Here is a 17,480-nt window from a genome sequence, read left to right on the forward strand (position 1 = left end):
ATAAAGACAATTGTAATCCTTAGGCGGTACTTTCAGGGAAGAGAGCGATCCCTCAGACTTTAGCAAGATGCGAGAGAGCAACCAAATCGTTTTAAAATCTTCACATGTGACTTCGCCAAGTCCTTGAACCACCAAACCAGTGGCTCAGTCAAACCCTCAAAATCGTTACTTAGCGACATTCTTAAGGAAGGAATACCACTATGGCTTTAGGCTACGTTGCCCTTGTTCTCCATGCCCACCTGCCCTTTGTTCGTCACCCAGAAAGTGATTTTGTCCTCGAGGAAGAATGGCTATTTGAAGCGATTACTGAGACCTACATCCCATTACTCCACGTTTTTGAAGGTCTAAAACGCGACGGTATCGACTTTAAGATCACGATGAGCATGACTCCACCATTGGTGGCGATGCTCCGGGATCCTCTCCTCCAAGATCGCTACGACGCCCATATGGCACTTTTGATGGAGTTGGTCGAGAAAGAGATCGTCCACAACAAGCACAACGGCCATATTAAATATCTTGCTGAGTACTATCGCAAAGAATTTAGTGCCATTCTCAGCACCTGGGAACGCTATGACCGGGATTTAATTAAAGCGTTTAAGCAATTTCAGGATTCAAATAACCTTGAAATTATTACCTGTGGTGCAACTCATGGCTATCTGCCGTTGATGAAAATGTATCCTCAGGCAGTGTGGGCACAGCTACAGGTTGCCTGTGAGAGCTACGAAGAGAATTTTGGTCGTCCCCCCAAAGGTATTTGGTTGCCGGAATGTGCCTATTACGAAGGTCTAGAGCGGATGCTGGCGGATGCTGGTTTACGTTATTTCCTCACGGATGGTCACGGCATTCTGTATGCGCGTCCTCGTCCCCGCTATGGTAACTATGCACCTATCTTTACAGAAACTGGAGTTGCTGCATTTGGTCGGGATCATGAATCATCACAGCAGGTTTGGTCTTCTAAGGTTGGTTATCCAGGTGATGTTTGTTACCGTGAATTTTATAAAGACTTGGGCTGGGAAGCGGAGTATGAGTACATTAAGCCCTACATCATGCCCAATGGTCAGCGCAAAAATACTGGTGTGAAATATCACAAGATTACTAGTCGCGATGGTGGTTCTGGCGAAAAGGCTCTTTATGATCCCTACTGGGCAAAAGAGAAGGCTGCGGAACATGCGGAAAACTTCATGTACAACCGCGAGAACCAGGTTGGTCGTCTAAATAAGATGATGGGTCGTCATCCGTTAGTTGTTTCGCCCTATGATGCGGAGTTGTTTGGCCACTGGTGGTACGAAGGGCCTTGGTTTATTGATTATTTCTTCCGTAAGTCTTGGCATGATCAAGGTACTTACGACATGACGCATTTGGCCGATTATCTAAGGATGGAGCCGACTCAACAGGTGGCTGTACCTTCGCAATCAAGTTGGGGTTATAAGGGCTTTCATGAGTATTGGCTGAATCAAACTAATGCTTGGGTGTACCCTTATCTGCATAAGGCTGCTGAGCGCATGATCGAATTGTCGGCTCGCGATCCTGAGGATGAACTGGAAGAACGGGCATTAAATCAGGCTGCGCGGGAATTGCTGTTAGCTCAATCATCCGACTGGGCTTTCATTATGCGAACGGGCACAATGGTTCCCTATGCGGAACGACGTACGAAGAGCCATGTGTTACGTCTAGAGAAAATCTATGATGATTTTAAGACAGGCAAGATTGATTCGGGCTGGCTTGAAAAGGTAGAAAAAATGGATAATATCTTCCCGAATATTGATTATCGGGTTTATCGTCCGCTCTAGATAAATATGTTTAATGAGTCCCCCTCGGTTTTTGGATCAAGGGGGATTTTATTTAGGGATGATTAAGAGTGATACAGTTACTGTGGTTCCGGCGACATTTGCGTGTACTTGATAGTGAGTTTGTGGCAGTGGCGATCGCCCGTCCTCTTTGTTATCGAGCCACGATGTTACCAAGACTAAAATTGAGCATATTTTGTCCCAGCATAATGCTGAATACTTGATGAATTATTATCATTGGAAAATATTTCGGCAATAATGAATTGATATATCAAAAGCAAAGAAAAAAGGGATCGAGATCATGCTTCCAGAAGTTTGGGTAGGCATTTGAATTTCAAGAACTAATCCAAACTGTTCAGCCATAATACTGAGGATATGAAAAATGATTTTTGTTAGTAGACAAGGTATTTTGTCTCTGGACTAATTATCTTTTTCTATTTAATGAAATCTAGCTGAATTTGCTGAATTTGAACTAGGAAAATAGCATGATATTGTTCAGCATTGTTGAAGCCTCTTCATTGAAGATTCCTAGGTCGAGTAACCAAATGATTCTTTTTTTTTACTTTTATGAATGGATGAAAGTTGATCAAAAAACCGTGACTATGCTGGGGAATGAGATATCACGTAAGTATTGATTCATGGATATTATTTCGCAAATACCAATTGATTCCTCTCAGGTTTCAAACATCGTTGCTACATTACAAACACAATTAACCGCTTTAGCTCTGAAATTAGGTGGAGCAATATTGCTCTGGATTGTTGCGAGTTGGTTGATTCGTAAGTCCATTGGCTTGTTATCACGCATTCTTAAAAAGCAAGATATTGACGCTACATTAATCCGCTATCTTGTGAATTTCTTGGGGGTGGTTCTTAATATCATCCTCATTGTTGCTATTCTTGGCTACTTCGGCATTGAGACAACGTCATTTGCCGCATTGTTAGCTGCAGCTGGTATTGCAATTGGTGCGGCTTGGAGTGGTCTCCTCGCGAATTTTGCGGCTGGTGTGTTTTTGATTATTTTCCGTCCATTCGCGGTTGGAGATTTTATCGAAGCTGGTGGTGTAACTGGTACAGTTGCTGAGATTGGCTTGTTTGTGACGGCGATTGATACTTTGGATAATGTTCGGACACTCGTCGGTAATAACACAATTTTTGCGGGCACGATTCAGAACTTCTCTTCGAATCCTTACCGTCGTGTGGATCTCGTTGCGCAGTTAAATCATAGTGTTGCTCCTGATCAGGCGATCGCCCTGTTAAAGGAAAGCGTTGGCAAAATTGATAATGTTCTTCAAGACCCTGCACCAGATGTCGAAGTGTTGGAATTCAACCTAGCAGGACCTGTATTGGCAGTTCGTCCCTACTGCAACAATGACCACTATTGGCAGGTTTATTTTGATACGAATAAGGCTATCCGTGAGACCTTTGGTGAAGCTGGTTTCCCCACTCCCGAAAATCACTATGCGTTGCGACAGGTTGCTTAATGAGCTAGTGCCCAATATCTTGTAACAACGAATTTAAATGGCCTCTTTCAATAGCAAGCATTGCTTTGGGAGAGGCTAAAAAAATGAATGAGATTGTTGTACTCCCCAGAATTATCCTTGTGTATCTACTTAGACATCTCTACTGGAACAAAACGTTAAAGCGATAAAACAACATCGCATTATCAAGATTTAGAAATTGACATATTTTGGTTGTTTAGGCGATCGCCATAGTGGTGTAAATCATTTAGGGCGATCGCCATTTTTTGTAAAGTGACTGCTCTATTTTGTCCAAGCATCATTATGTGTAAAACAAGACAATAACTCCTTCATGATTTTGAATGTTCATGGGGGCTATGCAAGTTTGTTTTTGTACATAAAATCATGTATCGAGGTTTACCCATCCTCAAAATTCATCATGGTTAATTTGGTGAGGAATAAGTGAGAACACCTCAAATGACTTCATCCGAGTTAGCCAATGAGCATCCGTCAGCCGCTAGTGCTCCTGAACAGTCTGAATCACATCAATTAACCTATACCCAAACAGTTCTCTGCGCCGCTGCCATTGGGCTTTGTGGAGGATTAGTCGCAACAATTTATTATTTTGTCCTAGAAACCATGATGCATGGTGTCTGGGAGTTTCTTCCCGAAAAAATAGAACCATACTTCCCCAGTTGGTTGCCCACAAATAACTACGTTTGGATTGCCACAACTATTGGTGGACTCTGCGTTGGACTTGTGTTGTACTTTATGGGTTTACCCGGAGAGATGGCTCAGGTAGTTGATCGCATTCATCAGCCGGGACGCATTGATATCAACAAAACCCCTGCCATGGTTATCGCGTCACTAATTGCGATTACTGCTGGAGGAAGTGCTGGGCCAGAAGCACCATTAGTACAGGTGAATGGCAGCTTAGGTAGTTGGTTAGGCGACACCTTAAAACTCAGTACTAGCAACGTTCGTTTGCTTACTTTTTGTGGGATGAGTGCTGCTCTGGGTGCTTTCTTTGGCGCACCGATTGGTGCTGCTATTTTTGCCTTGGAAATTCCTCACCGACGAGGCTTAGAGTATTACGAAGCTGTTGCTCCAGCTGTTGTTTCTGCAATTTGCTCATTTGCTGTATTTCGCATTAGTACAGGTATGACTATTGGCGGTTTTTATCATTTTGAAACAGTGCCAGCTTTAACTCCCATGAATTTGTTGGAAGGGTTTTTCCTTGGTATTTTTGGTGCTGGTGTTGCGGTGCTATTTATTGCTGTGTTCCGCTTGGTTGGTCATTTACTAGAACCCCTCGGGCAATATCGGATTGGTTTAGCCACATTTGGTGGTCTGTCAATTGGTCTAATCGCTTTTTGTTTTCCCCAAACGTTGTTCTTCAGTGAAACTCAGATTCATGATGTGATTGAGACTGGTATGACCCTCGGAGTCTCAATGTTGCTACTGATTGCTGTCGCGAAAATGTTTGCGATTAGCTTTACGTTGCATTCTGGGTTTTTAGGTGGGTTTATTTTTCCGCTCTTTTTTATTGGTGCGAATGTCGGTCTGGCGATCGCCATGGCTATTCCCCAAATTCACCCCACTGTCGGTATGGTTTGTTTAATGGCTGCCGTGAATGTTGCTGTTACGAAAACACCGGTCAGTACGAGCATTATTCTCAGCGTTTTATCTGGAACGGCGATGCTGCCTGTGATTGTGATTGCAAGTTTTACCAGCTTCTTACTCACTACCAATATTGCAATGATTCGCACCCAACGAGAGCGTAGCTTTGATAATGAGAGTTGGTTCAATAGCGCGTTGCCGAAGCAAGTCTATTTGCCCGAGAAATTAGTGAGCTAAGTTTGTGTTTGGGTCTGGTCTTAAAGTGAGCTTTTGTTTAGCGTAATTTAGCTGCTGTTCTGAGGATTTGTCCTGCGAGGATAGCGGCGCCAAAGCCATTGTCGATATTCATCACCCCAATTCCAGCAGAACAAGAATTAAGCATTGTGAGCAGAGGGGCAACACCGCCAAAACTAACGCCATAACCAACGCTTGTTGGCACCGCAATGACGGGACAATCAGCGAGACCTGCCACCACACTGGGTAGTGCTCCTTCCATTCCTGCCACAGTAATCAAAACGTCTGCCTCATCAATAATGTGGCGATGGCTGAGGAGACGATGGATGCCGGCAACGCCAACATCCCATAATCGTTTAACGGCAAAACCGGACAGCTCGGCGGTAATGGCGGCTTCTTCGGCAACAGGAAGATCAGCTGTGCCAGCCGTCACAATTGAAATAACACCCTGATGGGTGACTTCTGGAAATGATTCAATCCGAGCACAAATGCGAGCTTCGGGATAATAGGTGAGCTGATTAACTTTTGGCTGGAGATAATGGTATGTCTCCACATCAATTCGGGTTGCCATCACAACCGGGTGGCGATCGCCCATCGCATTCATAATTTGAGCGATTTGCTCAGGTGTTTTTCCTGGCCCCCAGATCACCTCTGGAAAACCAGTGCGCAGCTCGCGGTGATTGTCGATTTTCGCGAAATCACCTACCGACTCAAAGGATAAGTGCTTGAGATCGCTAAAGGCTGTATCAGGACTAACTTGCCCTCGGGCAACGGCCTCTAGTAACTGTCTCAGGGCATCCTGATTATTCATAAAAAACTATTATTGCACTTGTCTCAAAAACGTTAGTTAAAGCACTAGTTCAAGGCTAACCATTTCTGAGCATCGAGACGCTGGAGTACATAGCTCACAAGCAATGCTAATGTCACCCGGCGTTCGTCGATCATGAAAGATTCTAACGTGCTGTGGGGAGAACCATCAGTCGCAAAAGACCAAGCCTTTTGACCCTTAATATCGGCATCGACAAAATACAAAATGAATTGCCTTTGGTTATTAAACCAACTGCCTTGAATTTGCCAACATACTTGAGATTCGAGCCCTTTAACTGGAATATTTGTTTCGACAAACTTTAGGCTCATGTCTTTGATGCCATTGTCCGTCAACGCAGTTTGTACGTCAGGCAAAAAGTGCTTCTCAATAAATTCTTTAAACGGCTTATCCTCAAGCTTCGGAGGCTTTGCTTTCTTCTTTTTTGCCGCTGGTTTCGCTTTAGGATCGGTAGTTTCTGCCATGTTCTGCCAAAAGTTGAAAGGGGGTCACAAAGGGCAAAGCAATTTTGCTCCTATTCATTTAAGCATATCGAAGTTTGGCTTACTGAGCGTGGCACAATAGTAAAGCTATTTTTATGTGCCATATTGGGGAGTTTGTTCAGTGGGGCGATCGCGGGTCAGACAGCATGTTAATCCGTTAACAGATAAGTATCAGCAAGTGTTTGAAATGCCTGGATGGGAAGGCATTTATGCAGATCTTGCCGCGCCGCTTCATCTCGATATTGGTTGCGCACGTGGGCGGTTTATCCTTGATATGGCTCAGCGTTATCCAGAGCGAAATTTTCTCGGCATTGAGATTCGCGATCCCCTCGTAAAAGATGCCAATGATATCCGCGATCGCCTCCAGCTCAAAAATTTGCATTACCTTTTCGCAAATATCAATACCTCTCTCCAAGCTCTTCTGGAGTCTCTACCTGCTGAAAGCCTGCATTGGATCACGATTCAATTTCCTGACCCTTGGTTTAAAAAGCGCCACCATAAACGTCGCGTTGTACAACCCGATTTAGTGGATATTTTGGCGCGTCATACCCCAGCAGATACCGTTTTCTTTTTGCAATCCGATGTGGAGGAAGTGGCTCGGGAGATGCGCGAAAAATTTTTAGAACATCCACTGTTTGAAACGACTCATGATGAATATTGGTTGTCAGACAATATTTTTGAAGTGCCAACAGAACGTGAGGTTGCGACGCAGAACAAAGGCGAGCCTGTTTATCGCGTTCTTTTACAAAAAGTGCCGTCATCTGATTCTTGAATCTCAAATGTTTCGATTGTTTTGATGATGAGTTCTGTGTGAAAAAATGTTTGCTTTCTATACGTTGTTAAAGAGAGCTACGGAAAAGTGCATTAAAAAAAGCTCTCCCGAAGGAGAGCCACCCACACAAGAGGAAAGATCGAAAATTTAAAACTTGTTAATCCACCAGTGTTACTCTGCCAGCCAATGCCTTACGAGCTGACCATCTTCAACCTGCCACACTGCTTGTAAGGTCGATTTTGTGTTTGAGCTTTGTACGATTTCGTCGTTTACATATTGATCTTCGGTCACTACTTCTTTTTTTAGTTTGAAGATCGGGCCGGGAGTTGTTGGTTCAGCGGTGAAGGGGTACCTGTTCGTAAAGGAGAAAGTCGTCATGGCTCGGAGAGAAAGAAAGTGTTGTTTGTCGATTACTTTAATCTTGGCCTGTACTAAAGTCCTTTTCTGTGATCTAAATACTGTTTTAGTGCTGTACTTCGTCAGGTGATCGTCTGTTGCGTTTGACCTTTTTCGCTGACGAATATCAAGAAAATTTGTGATCCCATTCACAAAAAAATTCTGACCTCCGAATAATGCGGAGACCAGAGACTTTCGACAACAATTTCTTTCTTGTTTATATATTACGGTATATCGGAGAGATTTGAGATCAGCTAAATCGCTTATCCTTCCCAAAATAGATATCTAAAGAGATCAACTTTTAATATTTGTTTACAAAATCTTTTCTGAATTAGCAAAAAAGGCGATCGCCACAATTTATTTCAGCGTGGCTGTTGATTGCCTCGGGTAAGGTCGTTCTCCGACATAATTGCCCGGTGGATCGTAGCTACAGACCCATATTTCAAAATCGTTTTCTCGTGCCATCGCACAACCTACTTGTGTTGTTTCGTGCCAAACCATTTGAGTATAGTGACCGCACATTAAGCCGAGACATTGGTTGTTGTCATAGTCATAATCTCTCTCTTCAGACCCCCAAAGATTAGCAACAAACTTTGGTGTCATCGGCCGTTTTGTTGACCTTGCGATATTTTCCCCATAGGGATTTTGTGAAACTGGCCGGTGGTACATTTGTCGTTCTCGCACTAATTGCTCTGCCCAAATGCGTGAGTGTTCTTCTAAATCTTCCGACCATGTGAGTGGTGTGACACCGACTTTGGCACGCCATTCGTTATGCATGTCAAGCATTTCGGCGATCGCCACTTCTGTTGAAAGATCATAATTATGGACAGTGATGCCTTGGTTCTCAGCTTCTGGCAGGGTCATAAGCTGATGGGATTTCATCCCCGTGTCAGTTGAATTATCGTCGTTGTAATTTATGTCGTAGTGATCGCCACCACGCCCTCCTAGGACAAAGCCTGTGATGACTCCCTCTCGATAAGTTTCACCTTTGACGATGACGCGAGTCCCAATTGCAAACTGTCTATGGTTAAATTTTTCTGGGTGAGATGTCGATTTTTTGAGGCGATCGCCCGTGACATTATTTTCGACAAAGCCTACATCCAGATATCGAACTCGGTAACTGGTTCCTATAACCCCTAAAATTTCTCCGTCTCGCCATTGGTCTTTTCTGAAAATTTCGACCTTATCACCCACTTGAAAGCCTTCTGCGGCGATGGTAACTGAAGAGAAATGATTGGCGAGAGAGGGAAGGGTGAGAGGACTAAGTCCCAAGAGTAAAGATGTGAATGCGAGGGTAGTGATGGACTGTTGTAGCTGCATGGACAATATAGAAGAGTACGATCATCGGACAAAACTATGGTGATTATGCCCGGCGATCACAAAAAAAATTATCAGTGAATCTAACTAAATATCGTTAGATTCTTTAGAAGTTATGCAAATGGGTGAATATCCTGATTTCTGTGATTTGATTTCTCGATATATCTTCTAGAAGAACTCTAATACTTTGATTTAGCGAAAAATAAGTTGATACACAATTTTGAAGGTAAACAGCTAATGGGTGGGGCGGTGAGAGTTCCGATATGATGAGTGGTGGCAAAAAACTATCGAGATAAAAGGCTGGGAGTTATGGCGATCACGTTACCAAAAAAAATCATGATGTTGGGGTCAGGTGAATTGGGTAAAGAAGTGGTAATTGCAGCCCAACGCTTTGGTAATACTGTGATTGCGGTGGATCGATATGACAATGCGCCAGCGATGCAAGTGGCGGATCATCGTGAAGTGATTTCGATGCTGGATGGCGAAGCTTTAGAAGCTGTCGTCAAAAAATATGAGCCGGATTTTATCGTGCCGGAAGTGGAAGCAATTCGGACTGAAAAGCTATTGGAATTTGAACGGCAAGGCTATACCGTCATTCCCACTGCCGCTGCTACGAATTTCACCATGAATCGTGATCGTATCCGAGATTTAGCCCACGATGAGTTGGGGTTGCGGACTGCCAAATATGCCTATGCCACTAGCCTCGAAGAGTTGACTGCGGTCGCTCAGAAAATTGGTTTCCCCAATGTGATTAAGCCTGTGATGTCTTCTTCTGGAAAAGGGCAATCGATTGTGCAGACTGCTTTTGAGCTAGAGAAAGCTTGGGATTATGCAATTGAAGGAGCGCGGGGTGATACCGCCAAAATCATTATTGAAGAGTTTATTGATTTTGAAGTCGAGATTACTTTGATGACTATTCGTCAGTGGGAAGGAGAAACACTCTTTTGTCCGGCGATCGCCCACCGACAAGAACGAGGAGATTATCAAGAGTCCTGGCAGCCTGTGGGATTAACGGATTCCCAAATTAAGGATGCTCAGGAGATTGCTTGCAAAGTCACGGATGCTCTTGGTGGTGCTGGGATTTTTGGGGTGGAATTTTTTATCACCAAAGATGAAGTGATTTTTTCTGAGCTATCGCCACGCCCCCATGACACAGGGATGGTAACCATGATTTCCCAAAATCTCAACGAGTTTGAATTGCATTTAAGGGCGATTCTTGGGTTGCCCATTCCTACTATTGAGCAATTGGGCCCCGCTGCAAGTGCAGTTATTCTGGCGACTGAGCACAGTAACAAAATTTCTTTTACTGGAATGGCAGACGCTCTAGCTGAACCTCAAACGGATTTACGGTTGTTCGGGAAGCCAGATTCTCGTCCTTACCGTCGTATGGGTGTTGCTCTTGCTAAAGGGAAAGATACGGGTGATGCCCGCAAAAAAGCGTTCGATGCTGCCCAAAAAGTCAAAATTGTGTATGGCTAATCGATCTTTTTAATTCGTAGATTGGAGTAGCATCAATGCTTAAAAAAGTTTTGGCGATCGCCCCCTGTCTTTTTTTCTCATCAGTTTGTTTGCTTAGTGATATTGCTGTTGCCCAAACAGGGAAGATTTGCCAGCTTGAAAATAATATTGCTGGGATTTTGGTGGATGAGAAATATAGTCAGGCTCAGTGGGGCATTGCGGTTCAAGATTTGGCAAGGGATGAGTTGGTTTATGAATACCATGCAGACACGCTATTTGTTCCTGCTTCTAATGCCAAGTTATTTACGACAGCGGCCGCTCTGGACATATTGGGGACTGATCACCAATTTGCAATGGAAAGTTATGTGCTTGGTTCCGCACCAAATCTAGAGGCTTTGGTGATTAAAGGTGGTGGTGACCCGACTTTGACTGGCGATCGCCTAACTGAAATTACATCATTATTGGCAGAGCAAGGCGTTGCAAGCATTGAGCAGGTTGTTGTTGATGACAGCTTATTTACAGAAACAGCAATTCATCCCACTTGGGAATGGTCTGATTTAGCGTTTTATTATGGGTCGCCAGTTAATAGTTTGATCCTGGATGAAAACGCTGTTGTACTCACGCTTACGCCAGGGGCAGTGGGACAACCTGCAAGGATTCAACAACCAGAAATGGGGGCGATCGCCCTTAGCCAGTGGCGAATTAATAATCAGCTCATCACGTCACCAGCAGGAACTAAATACCAAGGCACAATCACCCAGACTTTTGGCACAAATGAATTAGTTGTGACCGGACAAATTCCGGCTGATGCGAACCCAGACATTTGGGGCTTGGCTATTCCGAACCCAGCTCAAAATTTCCTTGACCAATTGCGATATGAACTGGCGCAACAGAGCATTAACGTGAATCGTTTCGAGGTCACACAGACAGGATTTGACGATTATCAATCAATGTCTGCACTGACAATATTAACCTCACCCACCTTGCCGACGATTCTGAATACCACCAACCAAAAAAGTAATAATCTCTACGCTGAAAGTTTGCGCCATACCCTTGGCACCATTGAGCCTGACATGACTGGAGCAGAGGCGATCGCCACAACATTGATTGACCTTGGTGTAACCGAAAATAGCTTTCGGATAAAAGATGGTTCTGGGTTATCGCGCCATAATCTCGCTAGCCCTCAAAGTTTTACGCAATTGCTTGATGTAATGGCTGATCATCCCAATGCAGAGATTTATAGAAATTCATTGGCGATCGCCGCAGAGTCTGGCACATTAACCCGTCGTTTTCAAGACACACCTATAGCAGGTCGCTTCTATGGTAAAACCGGGACGATGACGAATGTAGTCACCCTATCTGGTTATCTAGATTTAGAAGGCGATCGCACCCTTGCCCTCAGTATTCTCGTCAATCAATCTCCTCAATCTGCCAGCACCACTCGCCAGGGCATCGATTCGATTGTGCAAAGTATTTACCACTGGGGAGAAAACTGTTTAGGTGCTATGCCTACTGAGCTTGACCCTGATACTTTGTCCAAATCTCGTTAAGATCAGTTAACCAGCGATATCAAAAAACTATGACTCCTGATGCCGTAACCCAAGTCCTGACAAATGTCTTCCCTGATGCTCAGATTAACCAACCTGACCGCACAACATGGAAAGTGCATCATGCTGAAAAACGATTTCATTTGCTGGTGAACACTTCAAAAAATGGTGAGATGCTGCGTGTTTTTGTGCCGATCGCCCCACAGAAAGATGCCGAACCATACTACGAAAAATTGCTTGAACAGAATTTCGATGAAAATAAATTAGTCCGTTATGCCATTAGTCAAAATATGATTTGGGGAGCCTTTAAATATCCCATTGGCATCCTTGAAGCCGCCCAACTCCAGCAAGCCCTAGAAGAACTAATTGAGTTGCATAAAAAAAATCTCAGGCCATTTTTTAATGAGCTGGCCGAGAATAAAGTACGTGAAATCGTTGCTGCGGCTAAAGCCCAAGGTCAAACGATGGAAATGACAATGCAGACGATTACGAGATTTTATCAAGAGGGCGTTATGGGTGGACTCGATCAAGAGCCACGCCAACGACAACAAGCCCTGATCGCTTGGCAATATCAATTAGAAAGACTTTGGAACGAAACATCCGATTAAGGCTGATTTTGTTACCAATTTGATGAGAAACCTGAGCGTCATACTAGATCGAGTAAGGGTTCTTGGGGGTGGCGATCGCCTAGAGAAGACTGTCCTTTCGGCATAGATTTACGCAATTTGTCTTAGTTCTCTTACTCGTTAATGTGCTTTTCCTCAAAAAATCTCGCACTTTTTGCCCTTACATAGTTTTGAATAAGGCTCCTATAATTTGGCCACTGTGATTGTCAGATCGCATATTTTCCAACAAACTCTTTTCTCTTTCCCAAGACTTTTAGTCATAAACTAATGGACTACAAAACCGCCTATCAATATCTCTCCTCTCAAAGTTCATTAAGCGATCGCCGCTCCTTTTTGGCCTTGCTAGAACAACGGCAAGCACCAATTCCTGGTCAGGTAACCAATATTTTGCTGACTCTCAAGGCAATTTATCAGCATGTGGAAGGTCTAGATTCTATTGATCGTGGTTTGGCTCAAATGCTCTTTCGACTCGCCTACGATAGCCGTCAATATTACGAGGCCGGCAAACGTGAAGGTGCAAACTGGCCGCCACTTCTGAATGAAGATCTGAGTCGGATTGCCCAAGGTGTGAATAATATTCTCTCGAACCAATGGCTCGATGCTTAAAACCTTTGCTGTAACGCTAGGGCTCTAAGCTAAAATAACTACTAACGAAAATTTTTTGTCTCAGAAGTAACGTTATGCCACCCCTCGATTTACCTTTTGAAACTCTCTTGGTCGCTATTCTATATCTGGGTTTGAGCGTAACCTATCTCGTCGTTTTGCCCGCTGCATTGTATCTCTATATTCAGAAGCGATCGCTGGTGGCAAGCTCCATCGAAAGACTATTTATGTATTTCTTAGTCTTTTTCTTGTTCCCCGGTATGTTGCTTCTCAGCCCCTTCCTAAATTTGCGCCCCCGTCGTCGTGAAGTTTAGAACTTCTGTTTGAAGTTTGAAGACGGCTCAAATTATTCAGTTATTTATCTGCTGCTATCGCTATGCGACGTATTGATGTTTTCGCCATCTGCTTTGGAATTTTTGTAGTGGGTGGTTTGCTCTATGGTGGCTTTAAATTAGTTGGCTTAGAGAGTATGGACGCTGGCATCTGGTCTCAGGCTGCCCTTGTGTTGGTGGTGATTGGCTGGGTGAGTACCTATCTATTTCGGGTGGGCACTCGAACTATGACTTTTCATAAGCAGCGGGAAGATTATGAGGAAGCTGCTCTGCAAAGGCGCTTGGATGCGATGAGTCCTGAAGAGTTAGCAAAGTTAGCTGCTGAGGTCGAATCCGAGAAAAAATAACAGTCGGCGATCGCACAGGGGGAGCTAGGGACGTACAATAACCCCTTGTGTAACCATTTCGCTAAAGCTATGACTTCCGTTTCTGAACATTTCCAATCTCTACGACAAGCCGGACAATGCGCCCTGATTCCATTCATTACGGCGGGCGACCCGGATTTGGGAACAACAGAAAAAGCGATAAAAGTTTTGGATGAAGCTGGCGCAGATTTTATTGAGTTGGGCGTACCCTATTCCGATCCGTTGGCAGATGGCCCGACGATTCAAGCGGCAGCAACTCGTGCTTTAAGCCGTGGTGTCACGCTCGAAAATGTTTTGGATATTGTGAAGCGCGTGAATCCCACCATTACCGCACCGATTATTCTTTTCACTTACTACAACCCTATTTTTTACCGTGGTGTGGATGCGTTTATGCAACAGGTTTCTGCTGCTGGCGTAAAAGGATTAGTTATTCCTGATTTGCCCTTAGAGGAATCCGATGCAGTTTTGGCGGCGGCGACAGCGAATAATCTAGAGTTAACGCTTTTGGTTGCGCCCACTAGTCCCAATGACCGGATTGAGGCGATCGCCAAAGCATCCCAAGGCTTCATTTATCTAGTGAGTGTGACCGGTGTAACAGGCGCAAGAACATCCGTTGCCAGCCGCGTTGAGGAGTTATTGCCTCGTTTGCGCGCGGTTACTGAGAAGCCTGTCGGTGTTGGTTTTGGTGTGTCTGATCCTGAGCAAGCGAAAAAACTGAAGGACTGGGGTTCCGATGGCGTAATTGTTGGTAGTGCGATCGTAAAACGTCTTGCGTCCGGTACTCCTGAAGAAGGTCTCCAAGCAGTTAAAGAATTCTGTGAATCTCTAAAAGGGGCGATCGCCTAGAAAATTTACGAGCATAAGTTATTGGGAGGTTGATTCGTGAGAATTGGCCTTTTTTTGTTTTTGGGTTTCGATAGAGATGGTCAAAAACTGTGGCGATCGCCAACAAATAAATCATCGAGAATAGAATATGTGTAGAAAAAGATTTTGGGCAATCCGATGCTGACAAAACAACGGGCAAATCGCGTGTTACTGCAAAATATCGGTTGGCAGCAATTTGAAAATATTCTGTTAGAGCTGGGCGAAACCCGTGGTAGCCGCATTGCCTATTGCGATGGCACTCTAGAAATTATGACTCCACTTCCCGAACACGAATATTACAAAGAAGTAATTAGCGATGCGCTCAAAGAATATGCGGATGCTTCGGATATTGATTATGAAAGTCTAGGATCGACAACGTGGCGTAAGCAATTAAAAATGGCCGGTTTAGAGCCAGATAATTGTTTTTATTTTCAGAATGAGCCATTAATTCGTGGGCAACTGGAATATGACCTCAATCAAGATCCGCCACCAGACCTAGCTTTGGAGATTGATCTGACAAGTAAATCTTTAGAACGTTTCCCTATTTATGCGCGGTTGGGAGTGCCGGAGATTTGGAGTTATGAAGAGGGCAAAATTACGATCTATCTTCTGAAGAATAACGAGTATCAAATATCAGAAAATAGTTTGGCTTTACCGAGAATTTCTGTAGATAAAATGATGGATCTAATAGAAGACAATCGTCCTCTAGGTCGTCGAGCTATTCGCAAGGCTATTCGTGCCTGGGCGAAGCAAATGTAGGATGCATGGAGACTGTAAATAAAACTTGAGAAATCAGTCCACAATTTATCATCTGTCGTAACGCATTATTTTGGATACATTGGAATTTTATAATCCTTGAGTTTTTTACACCTCTCCAAGCAACCAAAAAGATAGTAGGACGTTGGATACCAGCCTTGGACTCTTTCATAAAGACGAGGTAAGTGACCTTTGACACCTTTAAGGGAAAAGTTCAACTGACTGTAATCAAAAAATTCCCCATTGTTGAATGAACCATTCCCATACCATTTAACTTGCTTGGCATATCTAATGTAGGTATCCCAATCATGTATCTCTGGAACACCGCCACAATCGAGCCATATATGATTTTGTATGCTGAATCCAAATTTATCATTACTGTATTTTTTCCATAGCCCATCAATCGTTTTTAGATCTTTACAAGGAAATAACCTGATATCGTCAACGTTTAGATCTTGATTTGATTCTTTTCCAACTACTTCCCGCATTACCCGAACTGTTTCTTTGTCTGCATCTTTGAATTTTTGTGCTTTCAAATAACTATCTAACTGCTGATATCTTTCCGGAATAATGATTTTAAGTAGCTCTCTTTTTTGCATCTTAGGAGCTGGTTTTGCTGCAATCTTTTCCGTCTTTATTTCTGCGGAGATAAGCGGTGGAGTCGCACTTTTGATCACAGTTTTCGGTTTGACAACTGACTCGATAAGCATTATACCAAAAGTCGGGAATCGTTGAATCGCCTCAATTGCATCCATATCCGTTCCCCGCGCCGCCACATTCACCCGCATCCAAAGTTGTTTTGCTACATCCCACTGCTTCTTTGTTTCCGCCAAAAGTGCATCACACTTTAACGTCGTAATATCCTGAGCCGTTGCCGCATCTGGCAAGAGAATTAAATGATATTTTGACGCAGGCTCTACTATTGGATAGGGCGTTTGCTTCGGTTTCTCATAATCCCGATTAATCTCTTTCACCCGATATTTAATCCGTTTAGAAAGTCGTTCGACTGTCGCACAATTACCTTCTCCCTGAATTCGCAGTGACTCCAATAGCGCATAAGTAAAAGCCCCTTGCTCCAAAGCTTCAATCTCATAGGATCTTTCTGCTGGGCTACAGGACGAAAAAGTAATTACACCCTGCTGCTTCTCATTGCCAATGCCCATATCTTTAGAACTTTGTTCACTACGACAAGCATCCAAAAGCAAAATGACATTGTCTGCACCACTACGCCGCAATCGCTCCGACACATAGCTAATGGGAATCGCTGTATCCTCAATACCTGCTGGATCTGGGTCAGCATCTGATGGCAACAGATAATCCCGATCTTGATGACGAATGCCGTGCCCACTAAAGAAAAACCAGAGATTATCCCCATCACTAAGAAAATCTTCCTCAAACCGTACCCGCAAAAAACGACGTAAAGCCCCATAGGTAGGGCGAGAAGCATAGGGCTTATCCGCATCATCGATCGGCGGCGAATCATCCGTAAACAAATAAACCTTGTCAAACTTCACATCTGACCGGAAATATTGCTGCATCTTTTCCGCATCCCGTTTCGCAAAACTGAGATTTGGCAGATTGTCATATTCATTTACGCCGATGCAGATCGCCCAATTCCTTGCCATCAGTCAGACTTAGCAGAATCCTTTCGTTTAAATGTAACTTGGATTCCTCCAGTTGTACCAACCTCGACACCATTCCCCATGAGGCTTACTTTCCCATTGGCATCAATATCTAGCGAAAAACTAATTTCATCCAATTCCATCTCCGAAGCCGCCTTGAGATTATTAGAGAAAACATCCTCAATCACATCGAGAAACCCAGAGATTTGAGACTTGAGCATTTCCGCTGACACAAACTCCCGTACCTTTTGCCCAGTGGACTTTTTGGGGTTACTCCGATAACTCGCTCCGGTATCTTGACCGTCTTTTGCACCTGTCGCGGCAATCGCCTGAGTGATGACATATATACCTTTCTCTTTGTGTTCAGCCATGCTTAAGTCTCCCTAAATTTCCTCAATCATAAGGGGAAGAAAATG

18 protein-coding genes are annotated in these 17,480 nt (G+C 43.9%); 12 read left to right on the forward strand and 6 right to left on the reverse strand.

Annotation, left to right across the window (positions count from 1 at the left end):
• The first annotated feature begins 200 nt into the window (after nt 1-200).
• From LEPTO7376_RS09890 to LEPTO7376_RS09900, 3 genes are all read left to right on the forward strand, one after another.
• A complete protein-coding gene (locus tag LEPTO7376_RS09890; protein ID WP_015134044.1) occupies nt 201-1,790 on the forward strand; it encodes a glycoside hydrolase family 57 protein in 1,590 nt (529 codons plus the stop codon).
• A gap of 635 nt (nt 1,791-2,425) precedes the next feature.
• Complete coding sequence (locus LEPTO7376_RS09895; protein ID WP_015134045.1) at nt 2,426-3,268, forward strand: mechanosensitive ion channel family protein; 843 nt, start codon at nt 2,426-2,428, stop codon at nt 3,266-3,268.
• 453 nt (nt 3,269-3,721) lie between these two features.
• Nucleotides 3,722-5,101 carry a chloride channel protein gene (locus LEPTO7376_RS09900; protein WP_015134046.1) on the forward strand — a complete coding sequence of 460 codons (1,380 nt, stop codon included), beginning with the start codon at nt 3,722-3,724 and terminating at the stop codon, nt 5,099-5,101.
• A 37-nt stretch (nt 5,102-5,138) separates the two neighbouring features.
• Here LEPTO7376_RS09900 and larB read toward each other — a convergent pair whose 3' ends face one another.
• Nucleotides 5,139-5,909 carry a nickel pincer cofactor biosynthesis protein LarB gene (gene larB, locus LEPTO7376_RS09905; RefSeq protein ID WP_015134047.1) on the reverse strand — a complete coding sequence of 257 codons (771 nt, stop codon included), beginning with the start codon at nt 5,907-5,909 and terminating at the stop codon, nt 5,139-5,141.
• 44 nt (nt 5,910-5,953) lie between these two features.
• Complete coding sequence (locus tag LEPTO7376_RS09910; RefSeq protein ID WP_015134048.1) at nt 5,954-6,388, reverse strand: DUF2996 domain-containing protein; 435 nt, start codon at nt 6,386-6,388, stop codon at nt 5,954-5,956.
• A 139-nt stretch (nt 6,389-6,527) separates the two neighbouring features.
• On the opposite strand from LEPTO7376_RS09910, the gene trmB reads away from it, so the two are divergent.
• Nucleotides 6,528-7,178, forward strand: a complete 651-nt coding sequence (gene trmB / locus LEPTO7376_RS09915) for a tRNA (guanosine(46)-N7)-methyltransferase TrmB (protein WP_015134049.1) — start codon at nt 6,528-6,530, stop codon at nt 7,176-7,178.
• A 171-nt stretch (nt 7,179-7,349) separates the two neighbouring features.
• Here trmB and LEPTO7376_RS09920 read toward each other — a convergent pair whose 3' ends face one another.
• Both LEPTO7376_RS09920 and LEPTO7376_RS09925 read right to left on the reverse strand, forming a co-directional pair.
• A complete protein-coding gene (locus LEPTO7376_RS09920; RefSeq protein ID WP_041763375.1) occupies nt 7,350-7,727 on the reverse strand; it encodes a hypothetical protein in 378 nt (125 codons plus the stop codon).
• Between the two features lie 204 nt (nt 7,728-7,931).
• Nucleotides 7,932-8,894: a CAP domain-containing protein gene (locus LEPTO7376_RS09925; protein WP_015134051.1), complete on the reverse strand. Its 963-nt coding sequence runs from the start codon at nt 8,892-8,894 to the stop codon at nt 7,932-7,934.
• A 306-nt stretch (nt 8,895-9,200) separates the two neighbouring features.
• Between LEPTO7376_RS09925 and purT the strand changes: the two genes are divergently transcribed.
• The 8 genes from purT (at nt 9,201) to LEPTO7376_RS09965 (ending at nt 15,445) form a co-directional block, all read left to right on the forward strand.
• Complete coding sequence (purT, locus tag LEPTO7376_RS09930) at nt 9,201-10,370, forward strand: formate-dependent phosphoribosylglycinamide formyltransferase (protein ID WP_015134052.1); 1,170 nt, start codon at nt 9,201-9,203, stop codon at nt 10,368-10,370.
• Between the two features lie 35 nt (nt 10,371-10,405).
• Nucleotides 10,406-11,899, forward strand: coding sequence for a D-alanyl-D-alanine carboxypeptidase/D-alanyl-D-alanine-endopeptidase (gene dacB, locus LEPTO7376_RS09935; RefSeq protein ID WP_015134053.1), 1,494 nt, complete (start codon nt 10,406-10,408; stop codon nt 11,897-11,899).
• A gap of 29 nt (nt 11,900-11,928) precedes the next feature.
• Nucleotides 11,929-12,504, forward strand: coding sequence for a hypothetical protein (locus tag LEPTO7376_RS09940; protein WP_015134054.1), 576 nt, complete (start codon nt 11,929-11,931; stop codon nt 12,502-12,504).
• Nucleotides 12,505-12,789: 285 nt separating this feature from the next.
• On the forward strand, nt 12,790-13,128 hold the full coding sequence (locus LEPTO7376_RS09945) for a hypothetical protein (protein WP_015134055.1): 339 nt from the start codon (nt 12,790-12,792) through the stop codon (nt 13,126-13,128).
• A gap of 74 nt (nt 13,129-13,202) precedes the next feature.
• Nucleotides 13,203-13,439: an NAD(P)H-quinone oxidoreductase subunit L gene (gene ndhL / locus LEPTO7376_RS09950; RefSeq protein WP_015134056.1), complete on the forward strand. Its 237-nt coding sequence runs from the start codon at nt 13,203-13,205 to the stop codon at nt 13,437-13,439.
• A 62-nt stretch (nt 13,440-13,501) separates the two neighbouring features.
• Nucleotides 13,502-13,804: a DUF3007 family protein gene (locus tag LEPTO7376_RS09955; RefSeq protein WP_015134057.1), complete on the forward strand. Its 303-nt coding sequence runs from the start codon at nt 13,502-13,504 to the stop codon at nt 13,802-13,804.
• A 69-nt stretch (nt 13,805-13,873) separates the two neighbouring features.
• Nucleotides 13,874-14,668 (forward strand): tryptophan synthase subunit alpha, encoded by a 795-nt coding sequence (trpA, locus tag LEPTO7376_RS09960; RefSeq protein ID WP_015134058.1) that lies wholly within the window; start codon nt 13,874-13,876, stop codon nt 14,666-14,668.
• Between the two features lie 156 nt (nt 14,669-14,824).
• On the forward strand, nt 14,825-15,445 hold the full coding sequence (locus tag LEPTO7376_RS09965) for a Uma2 family endonuclease (protein ID WP_015134059.1): 621 nt from the start codon (nt 14,825-14,827) through the stop codon (nt 15,443-15,445).
• 65 nt (nt 15,446-15,510) lie between these two features.
• Here the strand turns inward: LEPTO7376_RS09965 and LEPTO7376_RS09970 are convergent, their stop codons facing one another.
• Both LEPTO7376_RS09970 and LEPTO7376_RS23500 read right to left on the reverse strand, forming a co-directional pair.
• Nucleotides 15,511-17,067 carry a GUN4 domain-containing protein gene (locus LEPTO7376_RS09970; protein WP_015134060.1) on the reverse strand — a complete coding sequence of 519 codons (1,557 nt, stop codon included), beginning with the start codon at nt 17,065-17,067 and terminating at the stop codon, nt 15,511-15,513.
• Nucleotides 17,067-17,435: a hypothetical protein gene (locus tag LEPTO7376_RS23500; protein ID WP_015134061.1), complete on the reverse strand. Its 369-nt coding sequence runs from the start codon at nt 17,433-17,435 to the stop codon at nt 17,067-17,069. The genes LEPTO7376_RS09970 and LEPTO7376_RS23500 overlap by 1 nt, the downstream gene beginning before the upstream one ends.
• Between the last annotated feature and the right edge of the window lie 45 nt (nt 17,436-17,480).

It is taken from the genome of [Leptolyngbya] sp. PCC 7376 (genome assembly GCF_000316605.1).
Lineage (GTDB): Bacteria > Cyanobacteriota > Cyanobacteriia > Cyanobacteriales > MRBY01 > MRBY01.